This window comes from Streptomyces sp. BBFR51 (genome assembly GCF_044591655.1).
Taxonomy (GTDB): Bacteria; Actinomycetota; Actinomycetes; order Streptomycetales; family Streptomycetaceae; genus Streptomyces.
On sequence record NZ_CP172448.1, the window covers coordinates 6,434,089 to 6,458,138 of the forward strand.

Annotated in this window: 18 protein-coding genes; 12 read left to right on the plus strand and 6 right to left on the minus strand. The window is 72.7% G+C overall.

The annotated features are described in order from the left end of the window. Positions 1-137 precede the first annotated feature (137 nt). On the minus strand, positions 138-3,269 hold the full coding sequence (locus ACGH7X_RS29425; RefSeq protein ID WP_399890380.1) for an FAD-binding and (Fe-S)-binding domain-containing protein: 3,132 nt from the start codon (positions 3,267-3,269) through the stop codon (positions 138-140). 195 nt (positions 3,270-3,464) lie between these two features. Between ACGH7X_RS29425 and ACGH7X_RS29430 the strand changes: the two genes are divergently transcribed. From ACGH7X_RS29430 to ACGH7X_RS29460, 7 genes are all read left to right on the plus strand, one after another. Beyond that, entirely contained in the window at positions 3,465-3,857 is a 393-nt protein-coding gene (locus ACGH7X_RS29430) for a cell division protein SepF (RefSeq protein ID WP_399890383.1), read from the plus strand. A 95-nt stretch (positions 3,858-3,952) separates the two neighbouring features. Beyond that, on the plus strand, positions 3,953-5,116 hold the full coding sequence (locus ACGH7X_RS29435; RefSeq protein ID WP_399890386.1) for an ATP-binding protein: 1,164 nt from the start codon (positions 3,953-3,955) through the stop codon (positions 5,114-5,116). After that, positions 5,113-5,457 (plus strand): nucleotide pyrophosphohydrolase, encoded by a 345-nt coding sequence (locus tag ACGH7X_RS29440; protein ID WP_399890389.1) that lies wholly within the window; start codon positions 5,113-5,115, stop codon positions 5,455-5,457. The genes ACGH7X_RS29435 and ACGH7X_RS29440 overlap by 4 nt, the downstream gene beginning before the upstream one ends. A gap of 185 nt (positions 5,458-5,642) precedes the next feature. Then, positions 5,643-6,113, plus strand: a complete 471-nt coding sequence (locus tag ACGH7X_RS29445; protein ID WP_399890391.1) for a DUF6099 family protein — start codon at positions 5,643-5,645, stop codon at positions 6,111-6,113. Between the two features lie 114 nt (positions 6,114-6,227). Further along, positions 6,228-7,151, plus strand: a complete 924-nt coding sequence (locus tag ACGH7X_RS29450; protein WP_399890395.1) for an LLM class F420-dependent oxidoreductase — start codon at positions 6,228-6,230, stop codon at positions 7,149-7,151. A gap of 165 nt (positions 7,152-7,316) precedes the next feature. Continuing rightward, complete coding sequence (locus ACGH7X_RS29455; RefSeq protein WP_399890398.1) at positions 7,317-8,789, plus strand: 3' terminal RNA ribose 2'-O-methyltransferase Hen1; 1,473 nt, start codon at positions 7,317-7,319, stop codon at positions 8,787-8,789. Beyond that, positions 8,786-11,380, plus strand: a complete 2,595-nt coding sequence (locus tag ACGH7X_RS29460) for a polynucleotide kinase-phosphatase (protein WP_399890401.1) — start codon at positions 8,786-8,788, stop codon at positions 11,378-11,380. Before ACGH7X_RS29455 ends, ACGH7X_RS29460 begins: the two co-directional genes overlap by 4 nt. 15 nt (positions 11,381-11,395) lie before the next feature. Here the strand turns inward: ACGH7X_RS29460 and ACGH7X_RS29465 are convergent, their stop codons facing one another. Then, positions 11,396-12,688 carry a cation:proton antiporter gene (locus tag ACGH7X_RS29465; RefSeq protein ID WP_399890404.1) on the minus strand — a complete coding sequence of 431 codons (1,293 nt, stop codon included), beginning with the start codon at positions 12,686-12,688 and terminating at the stop codon, positions 11,396-11,398. A 184-nt stretch (positions 12,689-12,872) separates the two neighbouring features. On the opposite strand from ACGH7X_RS29465, the gene ACGH7X_RS29470 reads away from it, so the two are divergent. The 3 genes from ACGH7X_RS29470 to ACGH7X_RS29480 all read left to right on the plus strand — a co-directional run bounded on the left by ACGH7X_RS29470 (position 12,873) and on the right by ACGH7X_RS29480 (position 16,728). Next, complete coding sequence (locus ACGH7X_RS29470) at positions 12,873-14,096, plus strand: arginine deiminase (RefSeq protein ID WP_399890407.1); 1,224 nt, start codon at positions 12,873-12,875, stop codon at positions 14,094-14,096. A gap of 65 nt (positions 14,097-14,161) precedes the next feature. Beyond that, complete coding sequence (argF, locus tag ACGH7X_RS29475) at positions 14,162-15,169, plus strand: ornithine carbamoyltransferase (protein ID WP_399890410.1); 1,008 nt, start codon at positions 14,162-14,164, stop codon at positions 15,167-15,169. Between the two features lie 116 nt (positions 15,170-15,285). Beyond that, positions 15,286-16,728 carry an amino acid permease gene (locus ACGH7X_RS29480; RefSeq protein WP_399890413.1) on the plus strand — a complete coding sequence of 481 codons (1,443 nt, stop codon included), beginning with the start codon at positions 15,286-15,288 and terminating at the stop codon, positions 16,726-16,728. Here ACGH7X_RS29480 and ACGH7X_RS29485 read toward each other — a convergent pair. Continuing rightward, positions 16,688-17,125 carry an ATP-binding protein gene (locus ACGH7X_RS29485; protein WP_399890416.1) on the minus strand — a complete coding sequence of 146 codons (438 nt, stop codon included), beginning with the start codon at positions 17,123-17,125 and terminating at the stop codon, positions 16,688-16,690. The two genes, ACGH7X_RS29480 and ACGH7X_RS29485, sit on opposite strands and share 41 nt — an antisense overlap. A gap of 175 nt (positions 17,126-17,300) precedes the next feature. On the opposite strand from ACGH7X_RS29485, the gene ACGH7X_RS29490 reads away from it, so the two are divergent. Further along, a complete protein-coding gene (locus ACGH7X_RS29490; protein WP_399890418.1) occupies positions 17,301-18,128 on the plus strand; it encodes an enoyl-CoA hydratase family protein in 828 nt (275 codons plus the stop codon). A 4-nt stretch (positions 18,129-18,132) separates the two neighbouring features. Further along, positions 18,133-20,538 carry a bifunctional salicylyl-CoA 5-hydroxylase/oxidoreductase gene (locus ACGH7X_RS29495; RefSeq protein ID WP_399890421.1) on the plus strand — a complete coding sequence of 802 codons (2,406 nt, stop codon included), beginning with the start codon at positions 18,133-18,135 and terminating at the stop codon, positions 20,536-20,538. On the opposite strand, the gene ACGH7X_RS29500 is transcribed toward ACGH7X_RS29495, so the two are convergent. The 3 genes from ACGH7X_RS29500 to ACGH7X_RS29510 form a co-directional block, all read right to left on the minus strand. Then, on the minus strand, positions 20,526-21,416 hold the full coding sequence (locus tag ACGH7X_RS29500) for a sulfotransferase family protein (RefSeq protein ID WP_399890424.1): 891 nt from the start codon (positions 21,414-21,416) through the stop codon (positions 20,526-20,528). The two genes, ACGH7X_RS29495 and ACGH7X_RS29500, sit on opposite strands and share 13 nt — an antisense overlap. A gap of 83 nt (positions 21,417-21,499) precedes the next feature. Next, entirely contained in the window at positions 21,500-22,345 is an 846-nt protein-coding gene (locus ACGH7X_RS29505) for a PaaX family transcriptional regulator C-terminal domain-containing protein (protein ID WP_399890427.1), read from the minus strand. A 15-nt stretch (positions 22,346-22,360) separates the two neighbouring features. Then, on the minus strand, positions 22,361-24,031 hold the full coding sequence (locus ACGH7X_RS29510; protein WP_399890430.1) for an AMP-binding protein: 1,671 nt from the start codon (positions 24,029-24,031) through the stop codon (positions 22,361-22,363). Positions 24,032-24,050 lie beyond the last annotated feature (19 nt).

The window sequence follows — 24,050 nt, forward strand, 5'->3', positions numbered from 1 at the left end:
CGGCCACCGGTCCTTGGCCACTGGCCCTCGGCCCTCGGCCATCGGCCCTCGGCCATCGGCCCTCGGCCATCGGCCATCGGCCCTCGGCCACCGGCCACCGGCCACCGGCCACCGGTCCTCGGCCCTCGGCCACCGGGTTAGCGGCGACGCAGGCAACGCGCCAGCGCCGCCGCCGCGCCGATGGCGGCCACAGTCGTGCCCGCGAGGGCCAGAGCCCGCGCGCCGCGCCCGGGAGTGCCCGGCCGGACGCCCGGCGCGGTGCCGTACGCGCTGCCCGGCACCCCGGTGCCGCCGGCCGCGCCGGGCAGTGCCGAGGCCAGCAACTCCGCCAGGTGCACGCCCTCGTGGCCGCCGCTGTCGAACTCGTGGATCTGGGTACGGCAGCTGAACCCGTCGGCGAGCACGACGGTCGCCTCGTCCTCCGCCCGCAGCCGCGGCAGCAGCACCCGCTCCGCACACGCCTCGCTGACGTCCAGGTGACCGCGCTCGAAGCCGAAGTTGCCCGCCAGCCCGCAGCAGCCGGAGTCCAGCCGCTCGGCGTCCACCCCGGCCCGGCGCAACAGCTCCTGGTCGGTGTCCCAGCCGAGCACCGCGTGCTGGTGGCAGTGCACCTGGGCCAGCGCCCGCGCGGACCGCTCGGGCACCTGCGGCGGCTCGTAGCCGGGGGAGTGCTCGGTGAGCAGCTCCGACAGCGTCACCGTCTGCTCGGCCAGCCGGCGCACGTCCTGGTCACCGGGGAACAGCTCCGCCGCGTCCGCCCGGAACACCGCCGTGCAGCTCGGTTCCAGCGCCACGACCAGGCCGCCCGCCCGCACATGGGCGGCCAGGGCGCGCACGGTGCGGGTGAGGACCTTCTCCGCCGTGCCGAGCTGCCCGGTCGAGATCCAGGTCAGTCCGCAGCACAGCGGTTCGTCCGGCAGCTCCACCCGCCAGCCGGCGTGCTCCAGCACCCGTACCGCCGCCCGCCCGACGTGCGGGTGGAAGTGGTTGGTGAAGGTGTCCGGCCACAGCAGCACCGACCCGCGCCGTCCGTCGCCCTCCGGTACGTGGTCCGCGAACCACTGCTCGAGGGTGCGCTCCGCGAACAGCGGCACCTCCCGGTCCGCCACCCCCGCCACCAGCACCGCCGCCTTCGACAGCGGCGGGGTGTGCGTGAGCGCGTTGACGACCGGCGCGAGCCGGGTGCGGCCCACGACCCGGGCGAGCGCGGGCAGCCAGCCCATCGACCAGTCGGAGCGCGGCCGGCGCCACGGCCGCCCCTCGTAATGGTGGGACAGGAACTCCGCCTTGTACGTGGCCATGTCCACGTCCGCCGGACAGTCCTTCTTGCACCCCTTGCAGGCCAGGCACAGATCGAGGGCGTCCTTGACCGCCTCCGAGCGCCAGCCGTCCTCGATCGCCCCGTCGCCGTGCCCGTCGAGCATCTCGAACAGCAGCCGGGCCCGGCCCCGCGTCGAGTGCTCCTCCTCCCGCGTCACCTGGTACGACGGACACATCACCGTGCCGTCGCTGGTGTGCTGGCGGCACTTGCCCACGCCGACGCACCGGTTGGCCGCCTTGGAGAACGAGCCCCCGTCGTGCGGGAAGCGGAAATGCAGGTCGCGAGGTTCGAACGGGGCCCAGTCACCGCCGAGGCGCAGGTTGTCGTCCAGCCCGTACGGCGCGACGACCTTGCCCGGGTTCATCCGGTCCAGCGGGTCGAAGACGGTCTTCAGCCGCCCGAACGCCTCGACCAGCCGGTCCCCGAACATCCGCGACAGCAGCTCACCCCGGCTCTGCCCGTCCCCGTGCTCGCCGGAGAGCGAGCCGCCGAACTCGACCACGAGATCCGCCGCCCGTTCCATGAACCCGCGGTACGTCGCCACCCCGTCCGCGGTGTACAGGCCGAACGGGATCCGGGTGTGCACACAGCCCTGCCCGAAGTGGCCGTACAGGCTGGGCCCGGTGTCGCTGAGGTAGCCGAACTCCTCGAAGAGCGCGCGCAGTCGACGCAGGTAGTCGCCCAGCTTCTCGGGCGAGACCGCCGAGTCCTCCCAGCCCTCGAAGGTGTCCGGCTTGCCGGGGATGTGCGCGGTGGCACCGAGCCCGGCCTCGCGGACCTGCCACAGGTCCCGTTCGTGCGCCGGGTCGTCCATGAACGCGCAGTCGGAGTCGTGTTCGGAGCGGTGCACCGCCTCGAGCATCCGATGCGCCCGGGTGTCCGCCTCCTCGACGGTGTCACCGCCGAACTGCACCATCAGGTAGGCGTTGCCCTCGGGCATCTCGGCCAGCGCCTTCGGGTTCAGGTGCTTGATCCGCTCGTCGCGGACCAGGCGGGCGTCGACGCCCTCCAGCGCGATCGGCTCGTGCGGCAGGATGTCGGGCACCGCGTCGGCGGCCTTGTCGATGGTGTCGAACCCCAGCACCACCAGGGTCCGTTCCTTCACCACCGGCACCAGCTCCAGCTCCGCCCGCAGGACGGTGACCAGCGTCGACTCGCTGCCCACCAGCAGCCCGGCCACGTCGAAGCCGTACTCCGGAAGCAGCGAGTCCAGGTTGTAGCCGGAGACCCGGCGCGGAATGTCCGGGAACCGGCGGCGGACCTCGTCCCCGTAGGTGTCGCGCAGCGCGCGCAGCCGCCGGTACACGGTCGCCCGCAGATCGCCCTGCCGCTCGATCTCGGCGTACTCCTCGTCGCCGGTCTCCCCGCACCAGAAGCGGGTGCCGTCGTAGAGCAGGACCTCCAGGCGGGCGATGTTGTCGACCACCTTGCCGTGCGCCTGCGCGGTGGCGCCGCAGGAGTTGTTGCCGATCATGCCGCCGAGGGTGCAGTTGGCGTGCGTGGCGGGCTCGGGTCCGTAGCGCAGACCGTACGGCGCGAGCCGCCGGTTCAGGTCGTCGAGCACGATCCCGGGCTGCACGACACACGTACGGGCGTCCGCGTCCACCGACTCCACCAGGGTGCAGTACTTCGACCAGTCGAGGACCACACCGGCGTTGGTGCACTGCCCGGCCAGGCTCGTCCCACCGCCCCGCGACAGCACGGGTGCGCCGAACTCCCGTGCCACGGCCACCGCCTCCGCACCGGCCTCCGGGGTGCGCGGGAGGACCACGCCGATGGGCGTCTGCCGGAAGTTCGACGCGTCCGTGGAGTACGCGGCCCGGCTCCCGGCGTCGAACCTGACCTCACCGTCCACCCGCTCGCGCAGCGCGGCCTGGAGCGAGGCGGTGTCGACCGGCTGCGGCGCCCCTTCGCGCGTGACGGGCTCGGGCAGATCCAGCGCACCCATGGGCTCTCCTTCGTGTGTCGGCGCGACAACGGCGCCCTCGCGGGCGCAACGGCCGTCGCTGAGTACCCCGCTCGCCGCCGGGACAATCACCGGACACGGAGCGTCGCCAACCGTGTCGCTGTTGGGCCGAACGGGTGACTTGGCGTAAGAATTGGCCGGTGCAGGCAATGAAGGCGAGTGAGATCGGGGGAGCCGGTGAACAGCCACGACGTCACCGATGAACAGTGGGAAGGGCTCGCCCAGGTCGTTCCGTTGCGCGGGCGCGACGCCTGGCCGTCGGCGGTCGGTCACCGGGCGATGCCCGAGGCGGAGACGGAGCGGCGCCGCCGGTTCGTCGTCCTGCGGGTCAACGTGTTCGCGGACGCCCGCGAGGTCGCCGAGACCCTGATGGGGGGCATTCCGGTCCTCCTGGACCTGACCAGCGCCGAGGGCGACGTCGCCAAGCGCGTCCTGGACTTCAGTACGGGCGTGGTCTTCGGCCTGGCCAGCGGGATGCACCGGGTGGACCGCAACGTCTTCCTGCTCACCCCGGCGGGCACCGAGGTGAACGGTCTGATGGAGGACGCGGCGGGGGTGCCCGGAGTGTGACGGCCCCTCCCGGCCCTGACGGACCGGTCCCCCGATCGTAGGAAAGCCGACCGGGCAAAACGGTTCGCCGTTCCGCGGAGTCCTACGGTCCGCATATGGCAGCGTCACCTGCGTCACCTGCGTCACCGGCGTCCGGCACGTCGCTCCCGGACCGTCCCTGCGTCACGGAGCTGCGGCTGTCCGCCTTCGCCGGGCACCGGCGCGCGGTGCTGCGGCTGGGGCCGCTCACCGTGCTCGCCGGCCCCAGCGGCTGCGGCAAGACCAGTGCGCTCAGGGCGTACGACGCCCTGGCCCGGCTCGGCGGCGGCGCGGCACTCGGCGCGGTGTTCCCCGACCCGGTCGCGTGCGTGCCGGAACGGGCCCGGCCCGACGCCCAGCACCGCCGGGGCTTCCGCATCGGCTGTACGGCCGACGGGGCCGAGGGGCCGGTGCACCTGGACGTCGCCGTGCAGGCCGAGCCCGAACTGCGCATCGTGGGGGAGCGGCTGACGGCGGACGGCGTCGTCCTGCTGGAGACGGCCCTGCGCGACCCCGGCCGCCGAGCCGTGCAGGCGGCCTGGCACACGGCAGGTTCGGCGCCCGTGACCCGCGCCCCGCTGCCGGACGACCGGCTCGGCACCCCGCTGCTCCCGCTGCGGGTGGCCGGCAAGACGGACGGGCAGCGCAGGGTGCTGGCCGCCGCCGAGCAGATGGTGGTCGCCCTGCGCTCCGTCTTCGCCTGCGATCCGCGGCCCGGCCGGATGCGGGAGCCCGTACCCACCGGCTCGGGGCGTCTGCTCGGCGGCTGCGACAACTTCGCCGACGTGCTGTGGCGCACCCGCGCCGAGTGCGGCCGGCGGCACGCGCAGTTCGTCGCGGCGGTACGCACCGGATGCGCGGGTCCCGTCGAGGACGTCCTGGCCGAACCGGTCGTCGGAGGCGTCGTCCGCGCGCTCCTCGACCGGGGCGACGGCATGCGCACGGGCCTCGCCCGCCTCGGCTACGGCGAGCTGCGCTACCTGGCCCTCGCGCTGGTGCTGTTCACCGGCCCCGGGGTGCTGGAGGTCGACCCGGCCGGCGAGGTGCCCGCGGCGCTCCAGACGCTCACCGTGCTCGCCGACGGCTTCGACCGCGGGCTCGACGTGCGGCAGCGCGCCGAACTGCTGCGGCTGGCGGGGCGGATGTGCGACCGCGGGCACATCCGCTTCGTCGGAGCGGTCGCCGACGCCTCGTGGACGGCCGGGGCGGACGGTGTCACGGTGGTACACCTGAACCCGTGACCGATCATCCCCAGGACCTCGCCACTCTGCGGCGCAGGCTCGCCGAGTTCGCCGCCGCGCGGCACTGGCAGCCGTACCACACCCCCAAGAACCTGGCCGCCGCGCTCAGCGTGGAGGCCTCCGAACTCCTCGAGATCTTCCAGTGGTCGACTCCCGAGCAGTCGGCCCGCGTCATGACCGACCCGGACACCGCCCACCGGGTACGGGACGAGGTCGCCGACGTCCTGGCGTATCTGCTCCAGTTCTGCGAGGTGCTCGACGTCGACCCGCTGGCGGCGCTGGAGGCGAAGATCGAGCGCAACGAGTCCCGGTTCCCCGTGCCGGGCGAACCGGGAGACTGAGCACCGAGGAGCCGAAAACTCCACTATCACTCTCCGCAGTCAAATTCCGGCCAGATATCAATTTGTTGTCCGAAGATTTCAACCTTCCTCTGGCTTTTCGCCCCACACGCCTTCACTCTGGGTAGTGAACAACGGAGTTCGGGCGGACGCGCCGCGGGTGCGTCGCAAACAGACGGGGGCAGCGCATGGACGCTGTGCGGCTCATCGTGACGAGTGGGCGTGCCCTGGCCGCCGGCGGCGAGGTGCCGGACGTCCTGACGGAGGTGTGGCAGGTGCAGGCCCTGGCACAGGCGATCGGCAGCCGACTGGCGGTCCACGGACCACCCGAACTGCGCGGCGAGGCCATCGGGTTGACCGAGCTGGCCGGCCGAGGCTGCGGCGTCCTGCACACTCCGGACCTGGCCCCGGGCGAACTGCGCGCCGCCCAGCTCACCGAACTGGGCGACGCCCGGCAGGCCCTGATGCGCCTGGGCACCCTGCTCGGCGAGACCGGCATCGCGCTCGTGGGCGTCGCCTGCGCCGCGGACGACGAGGCCACGTACTGGCAGTGCATGGAGGCCATCGACGCGGCGGACGAGTCACGGGACCGCGTCCTGGAGATGCTGCGCAAACTGGCGGACCGCGACGCGGAGTTACCCGAGCGGGAGGCGGGCTAGCCCGGCCCCGGACGGTGCGCCCCGCCGACCGCCCCCACACACACCACGGCCACTTCGCGCCCCGCGGCGGGAGCCTGTGCCGCACACCCGCGCCGAGCAGGCAGGATGGGAGACATGGATCTCCGTATCTTCACCGAGCCCCAGCAGGGGGCCACCTACGACACCCTGCTCGCCGTGGCCAAGGCCACCGAGGATCTCGCCTTCGACGCCTTCTTCCGCAGCGACCACTACCTCCGCATGGGCTCCGTCGACGGCCTCCCCGGCCCCACCGACGCCTGGATCACCCTCGCGGGTCTCGCCCGGGAGACCAAGCGCATCCGCCTGGGCACCCTCATGACCGCCGGCACCTTCCGGCTGCCCGGCGTCCTCGCCATCCAGGTCGCACAGGTCGACCAGATGTCGGGCGGCCGCATCGAACTGGGCCTGGGAGCGGGCTGGTTCGAGGAGGAGCACAAGGCGTACGGCATCCCCTTCCCGAAGGAGAAGCTCGCCCGCCTGGAGGAGCAGCTGGCGATCGTCACCGGTCTGTGGGCCACCGAGACCGGCAAGACCTTCGACTTCCACGGCACGTTCTACGACCTCACCGAGTCGCCCGCGCTGCCCAAGCCCGCGCAGGCCAAGGTGCCCGTACTCATCGGCGGCCACGGCGCCACCCGCACACCGCGGCTGGCCGGCCAGTACGCCGACGAGTTCAACATGCCCTTCGCCTCGATCGAGGACACCGAGCGCCAGTTCGGCCGGGTACGGGCCGCCGCCGAGGCCGCCGGCCGCGGGGCGGACGCGCTCACCTACTCCAACGCCCTCGTCGCCTGCGTGGGCAAGGACGACGCCGAGGTCGCCCGCCGCGCCGCCGTGATCGGCCGCGAGGTCGAGGAGCTGAAGGCCAACGGCCTCGCGGGCTCCCCGGCCGAGGTCGTCGAGAAGATCGGCCGCTACGCCGAGGCAGGCGCCCAGCGGATCTACCTCCAGATCCTCGACCTCGACGACCTGGACCACCTCGAGCTGATCTCCTCGCAGGTCCAGTCGCAGCTGTCCTGAGACCACGCGTCGTACGGCCGAATAACCGAAGGCGCCGGTCACCGGCACTGTGCGATGGTGTGACCGTCGTCCTGCCGGAGCCCCCGGGAACACTCCCTGGGGGCTCTCGTGCGCACGGCACCCACGCAGTCCTCCGTTTCACCGTCGACCCGGCCGGAGAGGCCCATGTTCCTGACCATCACCACCACCGGTACCCCCGAGCACCCCGCGACCGACCTCGGTTTCCTGCTGCACAAGCATCCCGACAACGCGCAGGCGTTCTCCACCTCCTTCGGCACGGCCCACGTGCTCTACCCGGAGGCGGAGGAGCAGCGCTGCACGGCGGCGCTGCTGCTGGAGGTCGACGCGGTGACGCTGGTCAGGCGCGGCAAGGGCAAGGGCCGCGGCGGCGCCCCCGACGCGGCACTCGCGCAGTACGTCAACGACCGCCCGTACGCGGCCTCCTCACTCCTCGCCGTCGCGCTGAGCAACGTCTTCTCCAGCGCGCTGCGCGGGGTGTGCAAGGCCCGCCCCGAGCGCGCGGCGCAGCCGCTGCCGCTGCGCGTCGAACTCCCGGCACTGCCCGCCCGCGGCGGCCCCGACCTCGTACGGCGCCTCTTCGAGCCGCTCGGCTGGGCGGTCACCGTCGAGGCCGTCGCGCTGGACACCGAGTTCCCCGAGTGGGGCGACTCGCGCTACGTCCGCCTCGTGCTGGAGTCGCAGACCCTGACCCTCTCCGAGGCGCTGCGCCACCTGTACGTCCTGCTCCCGGTGCTCGACGACGCCAAGCACTACTGGGTCGCCCCGGACGAGGTCGACAAGCTGCTGCGGGCCGGTGCGGGCTGGCTGCCCGGCCACCCCGAGCAGAAGCTGATCACCAGCCGCTACCTGTCCCGCCGCTGGTCCCTGACCCGCGAGGCGATGGACCGGCTGGAGCTGATCCGGCTGGCCGAGACCGACGACAGCGAGGTCGAGGAGATCGACAACGCGGTCGAGGCCGAGACCGAGCGGGAGGAGAAGCCGACCCCGCTCGCCGTGCACCGCCGCGAGGCGATCCTCACCGCGCTGCGCGACCACGCCGCCGCCCGCGTCCTCGACCTCGGCTGCGGCGAGGGGCACCTGGTGCGCGAACTGCTGAAGGAGCCGCGGTTCACCGAGATCGTCGGCGTGGACGTGTCGGTGCGCGCGCTCACCATCGCCTCCCGGCGGCTCAAGCTGGACCGCATGGGCGAGCGGCAGGCCGCGCGCGTGCACCTCTTCCAGGGGTCCCTCGCCTACACCGACAAGCGCCTGAAGGGTTACGACGCCGCCGTGCTCAGCGAGGTGATCGAGCACCTCGACCTGCCGAGGCTGCCCGCCCTGGAGTACGCGGTCTTCGGCTCGGCACGCCCCCGCACCGTCGTGGTCACCACCCCGAACGTCGAGTACAACGTGCGCTGGGAGACCCTCCCGGCCGGCCACGTCCGCCACCGCGACCACCGCTTCGAGTGGACCCGCGAGGAGTTCCGCGCCTGGGCGGAGACGGTCGGCGAACGGCACGGCTACGGCGTGGAGTTCCGCCCGGTCGGCCCCGACGACCCCGAGGTGGGCCCGCCCACCCAGATGGCAGTGTTCACCCTGACCACGATCGAGAAGGACAAGGAGGCGAAGGCCGCATGACCACCACCGGCACCACCGACACCACCGTGCGGGCCCGCGCCCTGCCCGTCACCGACCTCTCCCTCGTCGTACTGATCGGCGCCTCCGGCTCCGGCAAGTCGACCTTCGCGCGCCGCCACTTCAAGCCCACCGAGGTCATCTCCTCCGACTTCTGCCGGGGCCTGGTCGCCGACGACGAGAACGACCAGAGCGCCAGCCGCGACGCCTTCGACGTCCTGCACTACATCGCGGGCAAGCGGCTCGCCGCCGGCCGCCGCACCGTCGTCGACGCGACCAACGTGCAGCAGGACGCCCGGCGTCAGCTGATCGAGCTGGCCCGGAAGCACGACGTGCTGCCCATCGCCATCGTGCTGGACGTGCCCGAGCAGGTCTGCGCCGAGCGCAACGCCACCCGCAGCGACCGCGCCGACATGCCCCGCCGGGTCATCCAGCGCCACACCCGCGAGCTCCGCCGCTCCCTGCGCCACCTGGAGCGCGAGGGCTTCCGCAAGGTGCACGTCCTGCGCGGCGAGGCCGAGGCCGAGCACGCCACCGTCGTCACCGAGAAGAGGTTCAACGACCTCACCCACCTCACCGGCCCCTTCGACATCGTCGGCGACATCCACGGCTGCGCCGCCGAACTGGACGCCCTGCTCGGCAAGCTGGGCTACGCCGACGGCGTCCACCCCGAGGGCCGCACCGCCGTCTTCGTCGGCGACCTGGTCGACCGCGGCCCGGACAGCCCCGGCGTACTGCGCCGCGTGATGTCCATGGTGAAGTCGGGCAACGCCCTGTGCGTGCCCGGCAACCACGAGAACAAGTACGGCCGCTTCCTGAAGGGCCGCAAGGTCCAGCACACCCACGGACTCGCCGAGACCGTCGAGCAGATGGAGGGCGAGAGCAAGGAGTTCCGCGCCGAGGTACGGGAGTTCATCGACGGCCTGGTCAGCCACTACGTCCTCGACGGTGGCCGGCTGGTGGTCTGCCACGCCGGACTGCCCGAGCAGTACCACGGCCGCACCTCCGGCCGGGTCCGCAGCCACGCGCTGTACGGCGACACCACCGGCGAGACCGACGAGTTCGGCCTGCCCGTGCGCTACCCGTGGGCCGAGGACTACCGGGGCCGCGCGGCCGTCGTCTACGGCCACACCCCGGTCCCCGAGGCCACCTGGCTCAACAACACCATCTGCCTGGACACCGGCGCCGTCTTCGGCGGCAGGCTCACCGCGCTGCGCTGGCCGGAGCGCGAGCTGGTCGACGTACCCGCCGAGCGGGTCTGGTACGAGCCGGCCAAGCCGCTGCGCACCGAGGCCCCCGGTGGTCACGACGGCCGCCCGCTGGACCTGGCGGACGTCCAGGGCCGCCGGGTCGTGGAGACCCGGCACGCCGGGCGGATCACCGTGCGCGAGGAGAACGGGGCGGCGGCCCTGGAGGTCATGAGCCGCTTCGCCACCGACCCCCGGCTGCTGCCGTACCTCCCGCCGACCATGGCACCGACCGCCACCTCGAACGTGGACGGCTACCTGGAGCACCCGAAGGAGGCCTTCGCCCAGTACGCGGCCGACGGCGTGGCGCGGGTCGTGTGCGAGGAGAAGCACATGGGCTCGCGGGCGGTGGTCCTGGTCTGCCGCGACGCGGACGCGGCCCGCACCCGCTTCGGAGTCGACGGCCCCACCGGTTCCCTCTACACCCGTACCGGCCGCCCCTTCCTCGACGACGCCTCGCTCACCGAGCAGATCCTCGACCGGCTGCGCACCGCGATCGGCGAGGCCGGCCTCTGGGACGAACTGGCCACCGACTGGCTGCTGCTGGACGCCGAGCTGATGCCGTGGTCGCTCAAGGCCTCCGGGCTGCTGCGCTCCCAGTACGCCGCCGTGGGCGCCGCCTCCGGCGCGGTGTTCCCGGGCGCACTGGCCGCGCTGGAGGGCGCCGCGGCACGCGGTGTCGACGTCGGTGACCTGCTCGACCGGCAGCGCGAACGGTCCGCCGACGCCGCCGCGTTCACGGACGCCTACCGCCGCTACTGCTGGACCACCGACGGCCTGGACGGCGTCCGCCTGGCCCCGTTCCAGATCCTCGCCGCCCAGGGCCGCAGCCTGGCCGCACTGCCGCACGACGAGCAGCTCGCCCTCATCGACCGCCTCGTCGAGCACGACGGCAGCGGCCTGCTCCAGACCACCCGGCGGCTGTACGTCGACACCGGCGACCCCGAGTCGGTGGCGGCGGGCGTCGACTGGTGGCTGGAGATGACCGGCCGCGGCGGCGAGGGCATGGTCGTCAAGCCGGTCGGCGCGCTGGTGAGGTGGGGGTCCCCCCGCTCGAGCGAAGCCGAGAGTGGGGGAGACAAGGGCCGCCTGGTCCAGCCCGGCATCAAGTGCCGGGGCCGCGAGTACCTGCGGATCATCTACGGTCCCGAGTACACCCGCCCCGACAACCTCGCCCGGCTGCGGCACCGGTTCCTGAACCACAAGCGGTCCCTGGCGATCCGCGAGTACGCCCTCGGCCTGGAGGCCCTGGACCGCCTCGCGGACGGCGAGCCGCTGTGGCGGGTGCACGAGGCGGTGTTCGGGGTGCTGGCCCTGGAGTCGGAGCCGGTCGACCCCCGCCTGTGAACCGGCGGCCCGGTGTCACCCGGCGTACGGCTTCACCGCCGTGCTCCGGGCCGACACCGGCCGGCGGTCGCGGGCGGCGAGGCGTGCGTTCAGCAGCAGGAGCGGCTGGGTCAGGAGCGTCGTGGCGAGGGCCATGAAGACGAGGACCGTGTACAGCGGGGCGCTCAGCAGGCCCGCTTCCAGACCCGCGTTGAGGACGATCAGCTCGGTCAGCCCCCGGGTGTTGAGCAGGATGCCCACGGTCCGTGCGTCGTGCCGGTCCAGGCCGCCCAGCCGGGCCGTCGCCGCCCCGCTGACGGTCTTCGTCGTGACCGCGAGCAGCGTCACCACCAGCAGGGCCGCCCAGCCGGTGCCCGTCATGCCGTTCAGGGCCACGGACTGGCCCGAGAGCACGAAGAAGAACGGCAGCAGCAGCGAGGCCACGGAAAGCAGCGGCCGCAGCAGGTCGGGGTCGAGCGTGCCGCCCGCCTCGCGCGGGACGACCACGCCGGCGAGCAGCGCGCCGAAGATCACGTGCAGCCCCAGGGCGTGCGTGACCCACGCCGATCCGAGCGCGAAGCCGATGAGCAGCGCCATCCTCAGTGAGGGCTCGAGCCGTGTCCGCCACAGCAGCCGGCGCAGCAGGGGACGCGCCGCGCACGCCATCGCGGCCACGAAGCCGAGCGTGAGCCCCACCCGCCACGGCCAGTCGAGCCCCGCTCCGGCGTCGCCGCCGCCGGCGTTCAGCAGCGCACCCGCCAGTACCGTCCAGCAGACCGCGTCCAGCACCCCGGCGGCGGAGACGGCCACCACCCCGGGCACCGTGCGGGACAGCCCGTTCTCCCGCACGATGGCCGTCAGCACCGGCACCGCCGTCGTCGCCAGGGCGACACCGGCGAAGACCACCACGGCGGGGGAAGGGTCCCTGGGCATGCCCAGATCGTGCAACGCGTCCCAGAACACCAGCGCACCGCCGCTGCCCACGGCCATCGGCACCGCGAACGAGGCAAGCGCCACCAGCACCGAGCTGCGCGCACGGACGCCGAGGACTCTCAGGTCCAGTTCGTAGCCCACCGCGAACAGGAACACCACCAGCGAGAACTGCGCGAGACCGGTCAGCGCCGGACCGATCGCCGCCGGGAACAGGGTCGCGTACGCCTTTGGGGCGGCGCTGCCTAGCAGCGAGGGACCGAGCGCGATGCCCGTCGCCAACTGGCCCACGATGTACGGCTGCCCGAGCCGCCGGGCCAGCCATCCGCCGCTGTGGGCGGCCACCAGGATCAGAGCCGAGGCACCCACGAAGTGGGTGATCATCGTATCGGGACTCAACAGGTCTCCCCCCGGACGGACGGCCGGGCACTCCGGCCTCGCCACGGTTTACGCGGCACCGCCCCGGCACCCGGAGTCGCACAGGGGCACCGGGAGGGCGCACTGCGGTCACCGGCACCGCACTGTGGTCGCGGGCACGCGAAAGCAGGGGGTGAACACGCGCCCGAGTGGTCAGGATGGAGACATGGGATTCCAAGTCGACTCCGAAGCCGGGCGGCTCACCCGCGTCATCCTGCACCGGCCGGATCTCGAGCTCAAAAGGCTCACCCCCAGCAACAAGGACGCCCTTCTCTTCGACGACGTGCTGTGGGTGCGCCGGGCGCGCGCCGAGCACGACGGGTTCGCCGACGTGCTCCGCGACCGCGGGGTGGCGGTGCACCTCTTCGGCGACCTGCTCACCGAGACCCTGGACGTCCCCGCCGCCCGGCGGCTCGTCCTGGACCGGGTCTTCGACGAGAAGGAGTACGGAGTGCTGGCCACGGACCATCTCCGGGCCGCCTTCGAGACCCTGCCCGCCCACGAACTGGCCGAGTGGCTGGTCGGCGGCATGACCAAGCGGGAGTTCCTGGACGCGCACCCGGAGCCGACCTCGGTGCGCTTCCACGCCATGGAACTGGACGACTTCCTGCTCGGACCGCTGCCCAACCACCTCTTCACCCGGGACACCTCGGCCTGGATCTACGACGGCGTCTCCATCAACGCCATGCGCTGGCCCGCCCGGCAGCGCGAGACGGTGCACTTCGAGGCGATCTACCGGCACCATCCGCTGTTCCGCGACGAGACGTTCCACCTGTGGTCCGAGGGGCAGGCCGACTACCCCTCCACCATCGAGGGCGGGGACGTCCTGGTCATCGGGAACGGCGCGGTGCTCATCGGCATGAGCGAGCGCACCACGCCCCAGGCCGTCGAGATGCTCGCCCACAAGCTGTTCGCCGCGGGCTCCGCCCGCACCATCGTGGCCCTCGACATGCCCAAGCGGCGCGCCTTCATGCACCTGGACACGGTGATGACGATGGTCGACGGCGACACCTTCACCCAGTACGCCGGGCTCGGCATGCTCCGCTCCTACACCATCGAGCCGGGCGCCGGTGACAAGGACCTGAAGGTCACCGACCACCCGCCGGAGCACATGCACCGCGCGATGGCCGCCGCCCTCGGGCTTGGCGAGATCCGGGTCCTGACCGCGACCCAGGACGTCCACGCGGCCGAGCGCGAGCAGTGGGACGACGGCTGCAACGTCCTGGCCGTCGAGCCGGGCGTCGTCGTCGCCTACGAACGCAACGCCACCACCAACACCCACCTGCGCAAGCAGGGCATCGAGGTGATCGAGATCCCGGGCAGTGAACTGGGCCGGGGCAGGGGCGGGCCGCGCTGCATGAGCTGCCCGGTGGAGCGGGGGCCTGTATAGAAATTCAGAAGGTCGTATAGACTTCCAGAAGTCAGTCCCCGACCCTGCACCTCTGGAGCGCCCCCATGGCGACAGTCCCGACCGCCCTCGCCGGCCGCCACTTCCTCAAGGAGCTGGATTTCACCGAGGAGGAGTTCCGCGGCCTGGTCGAGCTGGCCGCGGAGCTGAAGGCCGCGAAGAAGGCCGGGGCCGAGACACGGTATCTCCAGGGCCGGAACATCGCCCTGATCTTCGAGAAGACCTCGACGCGCACCCGCTGCGCGTTCGAGGTCGCCGCCGCCGACCAGGGCGCCTCGACCACGTACCTCGACCCGGCGGGCTCGCAGATCGGTCACAAGGAGTCCGTGAAGGACACCGCGCGCGTCCTGGGCCGCATGTACGACGCGATCCAGTACCGGGGTGACAGCCAGGCCAAGGTCGAGGAGCTGGCCGCCTTCGCGGGCGTCCCCGTCTACAACGGCCTGACCGACGACTGGCACCCCACCCAGATGCTCGCCGACGTGCTCACGATGACCGAGCACAGCGACCGGCCCCTGCGGGAGATCACCTTCGCCTACCTAGGCGACGCCCGCTTCAACATGGGCAACTCCTACCTGGTCACCGGCGCCCTGCTCGGCATGGACGTGCGCATCGTCGCCCCGAAGGCCTACTGGCCCGCCCAGGAGGTCGTCGACCGGGCGAGGAGGCTCGCCGAGTCGAGCGGGGCGCGCATCACCCTCACCGAGACCGTGGCCGAGGGCGTGCGCGGCGCCGACTTCGTCGTCACCGACGTCTGGGTCTCCATGGGCGAGCCCAAGGAGGTCTGGGCCGAGCGGATCAAGGCCCTCGCGCCCTACGCCGTGACGATGGACGTCCTGCACGCCACCGGCAACGCGGACGTGAGGTTCCTGCACTGCCTGCCCGCCTTCCACGACCTGGGCACCAAGGTCGGCCAGGAGATCTTCGAGGCCCACGGTCTTCAGTCCCTGGAGGTCACGGACGAGGTCTTCGAGTCGAAGCACTCGGTCGTCTTCGACGAGGCGGAGAACCGGCTGCACACCATCAAGGCGGTCCTGGTCGCCACGCTGGCCTGACCAGGCGGCCGACCAGGCCCGTTATCCTGACCGACGGCTCCGGAGCCACCCCTTCCGGTCCGTCGGCCGCGACCACCGTCGCGCCCCCGCACCACCAGAGACGAGCACCACCCGCAATGCCCGCTTCCCGCCTCAAGTCCCCCCGCCTCCTGGTCGCCGAATCCGGCGCGGACCGCGAGGGCCACGGCCTCAAGCGCACGATGGGCCTGTTCCAGCTCGTCTGCTTCGGCGTCGGCGCGATCGTCGGCACCGGCATCTTCGTCGGCCTGTCCGACTCGGTCGCCGAGGCCGGCCCGGCCGTGGTCGTCTCCTTCGTCCTCGCCGCGATCACCTGCGTGTTCACCGCGTTCGCCTTCGCCGAGCTGGGCGGCGCGATCCCGGTCTCCGGCTCCTCGTACTCCTTCGCCTACGCCGGACTCGGCGAGCGGACCGCCTTCCTGGTCGGCTGGTGCCTGCTCCTGGAGTACGGCGTGTCCGTCTCGGCGGTCGCGGTCGGCTGGAGCCAGTACGTCAACGAGCTGCTCGACAGCGTCCTCGGACTCCGCCTGCCGCAGGCGCTCTCCGCGGGCCCCGCCGAAGGCGGCGCCGTCAACCTGCCCGCGGTGATCGTCATCGCCCTGGCCTGCGTGCTGCTGGTGCGCGGGGTGCGGGAGAGCGCCCGGGCCACCGCCGCGATGGCCGTCCTCAAGCTGGCCGTCCTGGTCGCCTTCTGCGCCGTCGGCTTCTTCGCCTTCGAGGACGGCAACCTCACCCCGTTCTCCCCGGCCGGGCTCGGCGGCATCGGCGCCGGCACCACCGCCGCCTTCTTCTCGTACATCGGCTTCGACGCGATCACCACGGCAGGCGAGGAGGCCAAGAACCCGCGCCGGGACATCCCCGTCGCGATCCTGGTCTGCATCGGCCTGGTCACCCTGCTCTACTGCGCCGTCGCCCTCGCCGCGATCGGCGCCGTGGGCGGCGACGCGGTCGGCGACCGGCCCGCCGCCCTCTCGTACGTCGTCGACGAGGTCACCGGCTCCGCGATCGGCGGCGGTGTGGTCGCCTTCGGCGCGGTCGTCGCCATCGCCTCGGTGGTGCTCGCCGTGATGTACGGCCAGACCCGCATCCTGATGTCCATGTCCCGGGACGGCCTGATCCCGCGCGTCTTCGAGAAGGTCTCGCCGCGCACCGCGACGCCCGTCGCCGGCACCCTGATCGTCGGCGTGGTCTTCGCCCTCCCGGCCGCCTTCGCCCCGCTCGACGCGGTGGTCAACCTGTGCACCATCGGCACGCTGGCCACGATGGCGGCCGTCAACGTCTCGGTGATCGCGCTGCGCCGCCGCGAGCCGGGCCTCGCCCGCACCTTCCGCGTACCGCTGTATCCGGTGACGCCGCTGCTCGGGGTCGTTTTCTGCCTGTACCTGATGTACGAGACGGGCGGGGCCACCTGGCTCCAGTTCGCGGCGTTCCTCGCGGTGGGTCTGCTGGTGTACGCGGCCTACGGACGCCGCAACTCCCGGCTCGCCCGGACCGCCGCCCTCAGTGCGGACGACGCTGAGCGGGTACCGCGGGAAGCCTGAACCAGACCGCCTTGCCGGAGTCGGTGGGCCGGTGACCGCAGGACGAGCTGAGGGCGCGGATCAGGAGCAGGCCGCGCCCGTCCTCGCGCCACGGGTCGGGCGGCTCCACCCCGGGCCGGGTGAGGTCGGCGGGCGGGTCCGGGTCCGGGTCGTGGACCTCGACCTGGCAGCCGGTCGGCAGCAGCTCCACCACCAGCTCGATCGGCGTCTCGCCGGAGGTGTGCTCCACGGCGTTGGCGACCAGCTCCGCCGTGAGCAGCTCCGCGGTGTCGCCGTCGGCCGTGTGCTCCAGCTCGGCCAGCGCCGTACGCACCAGGGCACGGGCCACCGGCACGGCCGCGGCCGAGTGCGGCAGCGCGATGCGCCAGGAGGCGGGTGCTTTGGAGTGTTCGTACACGACTGGTCCGTTTCGTGGAGCAGGGCGTCCTGTCCTGCTTTCAACCTTATGAATGGTACGGCGCCGCCCGGCAGTGCCGTTCGACGGGCAGGGTCCGGGACCTTCGGCCCGTGACAGCGCGGCCTTATCGTGCACTCGTGACGACAGTCACAGAAGAGTGATAACTTCGAGTGTCATGAGTCCCTTCACCGGCTCGGCCACCCCCACCCCCGACTGGCGGCACCTGCGCGTCGAGATCACCGACGGCGTCGCCACCGTCACCCTCGCCCGCCCCGACAAGCTGAACGCGCTCACCTTCGAGGCCTACGCCGACCTGCGCGACCTGCTCGCGGAACTGTCCCGCGCGCGGTCCGTACGGGCGCTGGTGCTGGCCGGTGAGGGGCGCGGCTTCTGCTCGGGCGGCGACGTGGACGAGATCATCGGCGCGACCCTGTCCATGGACACCGCCCGGCTGCTGGACTTCAACCGGATGACGGGCCAGGTGGTCCGGGCCGTACGGGAGTGCCCCTTCCCGGTGATCGCCGCGCTGCACGGTGTCGCCGCCGGTGCGGGCGCGGTCCTCGCCCTGGCCGCCGACTTCCGCGTCGCCGACCCCTCCGCCCGCTTCGCCTTCCTCTTCACCCGCGTCGGCCTCTCCGGCGGCGACATGGGCGCCGCGTACCTGCTCCCGAGGGTGGTCGGCCTCGGCCACGCCACCCGCCTGCTGATGCTCGGCGAGCCGGTGCGGGCCCCCGAGGCCGAGCGGATCGGCCTGATCAGCGAGCTGACCGACGAGGGCCGCGCCGACGAGAGCGCCCACGCCCTGGCCCGCCGCCTCGCCGACGGCCCGGCCCTCGCCTACGCCCAGACCAAGGCCCTCCTCACCGCGGAACTGGACATGCCGCTCGCGGCAGCGGTCGAACTGGACGCCTCCACCCAGGCCCTCCTGATGACCGGCGAGGACTACGCGGAGTTCCACGCGTCGTTCACGGAGAAGCGCCCCCCGAAGTGGCAAGGGAGGTAGACGGATGCTCTCGTCCCGGGGAAGTGCGGTTGGCCCAGGGGCGCGGGGCCGTGTCGATCAGCGGCTCCGCCGCGGGGCGCGAGCAACCACAACGGCGCCGCAGCCGCCCGCGAAGACAAGCCACCCCCTGCACGCGGCGATCGTCGGCGGAGGCCCCGGCGGCCTCTACACCGCCGCGCTCCTCAAACGCCTCGCCCCCGACCGCGACATCACCGTCTACGAACGCAACGCCCCCGACGACACCTTCGGCTTCGGCGTCGTCCTCTCCGACGAAACCCTCGGCGGCATCGAACACGCCGACCCGGTCGTCTACGAAGCCCTGAAACGGGACTTCGTCCGCTGGGACGACATCGACATCGTCCACCGAGGCACCCGCCACACCTCCGGAGGACACCGCTTCGCCGCCCTCGGCCGCCGCCGCCTCCTGGAGATCCTGCACACCCGCTGCCGCGACCTCGGCGTGGAGCTGCGCTTCGGCACCGAGGCCCCGCCCCCGGACGAGCTCGCGCGGACGTACGACCTCGTCGTCGCCGCCGACGGAGTGCACAGCACCACCCGCGAGGCCCACCGCGACGTCTTCCGGCCCCAGGTCACCGGCCACCGCTGCCGCTACATCTGGCTCGCCGCCGACTTCGCCTTCGACGCCTTCCGCTTCGAGATCGCCGAGACCGAGCACGGCGTGATGCAACTGCACGGCTACCCCTACGCGCCGGACGCCTCGACCGTCATCGTCGAGATGCGCGAGGAGGTCTGGCACGCGGCCGGCTTCGACGAACTGGACGAGCCGGAGTCCACCGCCCGCTGCGCCAAGATCTTCGCCGACGCGCTCGGCGGCCGGCCGCTCAGGTCCAACAAGTCGGCCTGGACCACCTTCCGCACGGTCGTCAACGAACACTGGTCCCACGGCAACGTCGTCCTGCTCGGCGACGCCGCCCACACCGCCCACTTCTCCATCGGCTCCGGCACCAAGCTCGCCGTGGAGGACGCCCTCGCGCTCGCCGCCTGTCTGGAGGAACAGCCCACCCTCCAGGCGGCGCTCGGCGCGTACGAGGCGGAACGGCGGCCCGTCGTCGCCTCCACGCAGCGGGCGGCCAAGGCCAGCCTGGAGTGGTTCGAGGACCTCGATCGGTACCTCGGTCAGCCGCCGCGCCAGTTCGCCTTCAACCTGCTCACCCGCAGCCGCCGGGTCACCCACGACAACCTGCGGCTGCGCGACGCCGACTTCACCGGCGCCGTGGAGCGCGAGTTCGGCTGCCCGCCCGGCACGCCCCCGATGTTCACCCCGTTCCGGCTGCGCGGTCTCACCCTGCGCAACCGCGTCGTCGTCTCCCCGATGGACATGTACTCCGCCACCGACGGCGTCCCCGGCGACTTCCACCTCGTCCACCTGGGCGCCAGGGCCCTGGGCGGCGCCGCACTGGTGATGACCGAGATGGTGTGCGTCAGCGCGGAGGGCCGCATCACCCCCGGCTGCGCGGGCCTGTACACCGGCCCGCAGGGCGAGGCGTGGCGGCGGATCACGGACTTCGTGCACGCCGAGGCGCCCGGCACCGCGATCGGTGTGCAGCTCGGGCACAGCGGCCGCAAGGGCTCGACCCGGCTGATGTGGGAGGGCATGGACGAACCGCTGCCCGAGGACAACTGGCCCCTGGTGGCGCCCTCCCCGCTGCCGTACCGGCCCGGCAGCCAGACCCCGCGCGAGCTGTCCCGGGAACAACTGACCGACGTACGGAAGCAGTTCACGGCCGCCGCCGTACGGGCCGCCGGGGCCGGGTTCGACCTGCTCGAACTGCACTGCGCCCACGGCTACCTGCTCTCCGGCTTCCTCTCCCCGCTCACCAACCACCGCACCGACGCCTACGGCGGTTCACCGGAGAACCGGCTGCGCTTCCCGCTGGAGGTCTTCGACGCCGTACGCGAGGTGTGGCCGGACGAGCGGCCCATGACCGTACGGGTCTCCGCCACCGACTGGGCCGAGGGCGGCACGAGTGCCGACGAGGCGGTGGAGATCGCCCGTGCCTTCGCCGCGCACGGCGCCGACGCCATCGACGTGTCCACGGGCCAGGTCGTGGCCGGTGAACGGCCCGAGTTCGGGCGGTCGTACCAGACGCCGTACGCGGACCGCATCCGCCACGAGGCGGACGTCCCGGTGATCGCCGTCGGCGCGATCTCCTCCTGGGACGACGTCAACTCGCTGATCCTGGCCGGACGCACCGACCTGTGCGCCCTCGCCCGCCCGCACCTCTACGACCCGCACTGGACGCTGCACGCCGCCGCCGAGCAGGGCTACGAAGGGCCGGGTGCCGGCTGGCCGGCGCCGTACCGGGCGGGCAGCCGCCCACCGCGCGCCGGACGCACCGACGCGCCCAAGCCGAGGCTCACGCTGCACGGCCGCGCTCAGGACGTGTAGCCCCAGGCCGCGCACATCGCGCGCAGCCGCTCGGGGATCTCGTTCTCCCCGGGCAGCGCGCGCCCCGGCTGCACGGTGCCGGTGCGGATGTTCTCGCGCCAGTCGCCCAGGCCCCTGACCAGCTCGCCGCCGCTCTTCCTGCCGTAGTTCAGCATGGCCGGCGCGTAATCGATGTCGAGGAACGCGCACAGGCGGCGCATCTCGCGCTCGGGGTCCTCGGTGATGTCCTCGTAGCGCACGGTGAAGCCGTCGGCGTCGGCGGTACGGGCGTCCTCGACGGCCCTCATGTAGCGCAGCACGTCCGTGACGGCCGTGTCGTACGGCCGCTTGACGGGGTCGGTCTCGTGCCAGGAGCGGCCGATCGACTCGGGGTGGCGCAGGAGGAAGACGAAGCGCACGTCGGGCCAGCAGTCCTTCAGGCGCTGGTACATGTACACGTTGGCCGGTGTCTTCTCGACCACGAAGTCCTTGCCGGACCTGGTGAGTTCACGGTGCAGGACGCGGTCCCACAGCAGGTGCTCCAGGTCGCCGCGCTCCAGGTCCAGGGCGCCCATCGCGCGCTGCGAGAACCAGTTGGTGCAGGCGACCTCCAGCCGGCCGATGTGCAGTTCGTGCGGGGCGTGCAGCCGCGGGTGGGCGCCCAGCATCATGCGCAGCAGGGTGGAGCCGGAACGGATGGAGGAGATGATGAAGACGGGCCGCCGCAGCAGCCGCTCGGTGGGCAGTTCCTCGGCCGACGGACATCGGTACCCGGCCTTCTGCCGTGCCGCGGGTTTCGCCGCGGCGGACGTCTTCCCCTTCGCCGCGTGCGGTGCTCTCCGTACCTGGAGGCCGGTGGTGGCGGTGAGGGCCCGGTTCAAGTTGCGCGCGAGACTCATGCGTCCGCACGGTAGGTGAGAAACCTGAGAAGAGGGTCTGAAGCGGCTGAGGGTTCCCTGATCCCCGGGAAGTGTGAGGGAAGTCACTGTCCGGGAGGTGAGGTTTCTCCCATGTCCGCGTAGCGCGCGCCCGCGTCGCGCAGCCGCTCGTGCAGGGCCCGGAAGACGGCCGCCGAGCGGGTGCCGGGCCAGCCCTCGGGCAGCAGCCGGGCGGGCAGCCCCGGGTCCGCGTAGGGCAGGTGGCGCCAGGAGTCCAGGGCCAGGAGGTAGTCGCGGTAGGCCTCCTCGGGCGGGGTGTCCGCCCGGCGCTCCCAGTCGTGCAGCACGCGCGCGTGGCGGTCGAGGAACGCCTCGTGCTCCTTGGCGATCGCGGCCAGGTCCCACCAGCGCGCCGCCGCCTCGGCGGTCGGCGTGAAGCCCAGGTGCTCGCCGCGGAAGAAGTCCACGTAGGAGTCCAGGCCCAGCCGGCCCAGCGCGTGCCGGGTCTCCGCGTACAGGCGGGCCGGGGCGATCCACACGCCGGGGGCCGCGGTGCCGAAGCCGAGACCGGCCAGCCTCGAGCGCAGCACGTGCCGCTTCTGCCGCTCCGACTCGGGCACCGAGAACACGGCGAGCACCCAGCTCTCGTCGCCGTGGGGCGCCGTGGCGTAGATGCGCCGGTCCCCGTCGTCCAGCAGCTGACGGGCCTCGGCGGAGAGTTCGTAACCCGCCGCGCCCTCGGCCGTACGGGCGGGCAGCAGCAGCCCGCGCCGCTTCAGCCGGGACACCGACGAGCGCACGGAGGGCGCGTCCACCCCGACCGCGGACAGCAGCCGGATCAGCTCGGCGACGGGCACCGGGCCCGGCGCGTACCGGCCGTACGCGCCGTAGAGCGTGACGATGAGGGACCTCGGGGCGTGCTGCGCGTGCTGGTCGGACACGTTGATCATCTTATGTCGTCGGCGTCAGGCCCGGTCGCCCCGGGGATCCGGCCGGGCGTCTGGGCCGGGGCCGGGGGCGGGCGGGCCCAGGAGGCGGTAGCGCTGGAGCTTGCCGGTCGCCGTGCGCGGCAGCGCGTCCAGGAAGACGATCTCGCGCGGGCACTTGTACGGCGCCAGCTCCGAGCGCAGGAACTCACGCAGCGCGTCGGCGTCCCGCTCGGCCCCCTCCTTCAGCACCGCGTGGGCCACCACGACCTGCCCCCGACGCTGGTCGGGCCGGCCCACCACCGCCGCCTCCACGACGTCCGGATGCCGCAGCAACGCGTCCTCCACCTCCGGCCCGGCGATGTTGTACCCGGCGGAAATGATCATGTCGTCGGCGCGTGCCACGTACCGGAAGTACCCGTCGGGATCGCGGACGTAGGTGTCCCCGGTGACGTTCCAGCCGTCGCGCACGTACTCCGACTGGCGCGGATCGGCGAGGTACCGGCAGCCCACCGGCCCGCGCACCGCCAGCAGTCCGGGCTCCCCGTCGGGCACGGGCGTGCCGTGCTCGTCCTGCACGCGCGCGTGCCACCCCGGCACCGGAACGCCCGTCGTGCCGGGCCTGATGGCGTCGTCCGCCGCGGAGACGAAGATGTGCAGCAGCTCGGTGGCGCCGATGCCGTTGATGATGCGCAGGCCGGTGCGCTCCTGCCAGGACCGCCAGGTGGCCGCGGGCAGGTTCTCGCCGGCCGAGACACAGCGTCTGAGGCTCGTCACGTCGTACGCGTCCAGCTCGTCGAGCATCGTGCGGTACGCCGTCGGCGCGGTGAACAGCACCGACACCCGGTGCTCGGCGACGGCCGGCAACAGCTGTCTGGGGCCCGCCTGTTCGAGCAGCAGGGCGCTCGCCCCGGCCCGCATCGGGAAGATCACGAGACCGCCGAGTCCGAAGGTGAAGCCGAGCGGCGGACTGCCCGCGAAGACGTCGTCGGGGCGCGGCCCGAGCACGTGCTCGGAGAACGTGTCGGCGATCGCCAGCACGTCGCGGTGGAAGTGCATGCAGCCCTTGGGGCGCCCGGTGGTGCCCGAGGTGAACGCGATCAGCGCCACGTCGTCGGCGGCGGTGTCGACCGCCTCGTACGGCGTGTCGGGCACCGAGCCGGACGTCGTACGGGCTTGCAGGTCGTCCGGCGTGTCCCCGCCGTACGTCGTGATCCGCAGGCCGTCGACCTCCGCCTTGGCGAGGTCGTCGACGGCCCGGACGTCGCACAGGGCGTGCCGCACCCGGGCGATGTCGCAGATCGCGCGCAGTTCGTGCGGGCGCTGCTGAGCCAGCACGGTGACCGCCACCGCGCCCGCCTTCAGCACCGCCAGCCAGCAGGCGGCCAGCCACGGGGTGGTCGGGCCGCGCAGCAGCACCCGGTTGCCCGGGACGACACCGAGGTCGCCGGTGAGCAGCCGGGCGATCCGGTCGACGCGGGCCCGCAGCAGGCCGTAGGTCCAGGTGTCCCCGGACGCGGTGCGGAAGACCGGGCGGTCGTCGGGCGGACCGGCGAGCAGCTCGGCGGCGCAGTTCAGCCGGGCCGGGTAGCGCAGCTCGGGCAGGTCGAAGAGGAGCTCGGGCCACTGCTCGGGGGGCGGCAGGTGGTCGCGCGCGAAGGTGTCGACGTGGGCGGAGCGGTGCGGGTCCGCGCGGCGCGGATCGGCCATGGCGGTTCGCCCCCTTTGT

Bases quoted from the DNA above. Each gene is read 5' to 3' on its own strand.
- ACGH7X_RS29500 (WP_399890424.1), bottom strand. From the start codon at position 21,416: ATGAGTCTCGCGCGCAACTTGAACCGGGCCCTCACCGCCACCACCGGC.
- ACGH7X_RS29450 (WP_399890395.1), top strand. From the start codon at position 6,228: ATGGATCTCCGTATCTTCACCGAGCCCCAGCAGGGGGCCACCTACGAC.
- ACGH7X_RS29435 (WP_399890386.1), top strand. From the start codon at position 3,953: ATGGCAGCGTCACCTGCGTCACCTGCGTCACCGGCGTCCGGCACGTCG.
- ACGH7X_RS29460 (WP_399890401.1), top strand. From the start codon at position 8,786: ATGACCACCACCGGCACCACCGACACCACCGTGCGGGCCCGCGCCCTG.
- ACGH7X_RS29455 (WP_399890398.1), top strand. From the start codon at position 7,317: ATGTTCCTGACCATCACCACCACCGGTACCCCCGAGCACCCCGCGACC.
- ACGH7X_RS29510 (WP_399890430.1), bottom strand. From the start codon at position 24,031: ATGGCCGATCCGCGCCGCGCGGACCCGCACCGCTCCGCCCACGTCGAC.
- ACGH7X_RS29480 (WP_399890413.1), top strand. From the start codon at position 15,286: ATGCCCGCTTCCCGCCTCAAGTCCCCCCGCCTCCTGGTCGCCGAATCC.
- ACGH7X_RS29495 (WP_399890421.1), top strand. From the start codon at position 18,133: ATGCTCTCGTCCCGGGGAAGTGCGGTTGGCCCAGGGGCGCGGGGCCGT.
- argF (WP_399890410.1), top strand. From the start codon at position 14,162: ATGGCGACAGTCCCGACCGCCCTCGCCGGCCGCCACTTCCTCAAGGAG.
- ACGH7X_RS29470 (WP_399890407.1), top strand. From the start codon at position 12,873: ATGGGATTCCAAGTCGACTCCGAAGCCGGGCGGCTCACCCGCGTCATC.
- ACGH7X_RS29445 (WP_399890391.1), top strand. From the start codon at position 5,643: ATGGACGCTGTGCGGCTCATCGTGACGAGTGGGCGTGCCCTGGCCGCC.
- ACGH7X_RS29505 (WP_399890427.1), bottom strand. From the start codon at position 22,345: ATGATCAACGTGTCCGACCAGCACGCGCAGCACGCCCCGAGGTCCCTC.
- ACGH7X_RS29490 (WP_399890418.1), top strand. From the start codon at position 17,301: ATGAGTCCCTTCACCGGCTCGGCCACCCCCACCCCCGACTGGCGGCAC.
- ACGH7X_RS29425 (WP_399890380.1), bottom strand. From the start codon at position 3,269: ATGGGTGCGCTGGATCTGCCCGAGCCCGTCACGCGCGAAGGGGCGCCG.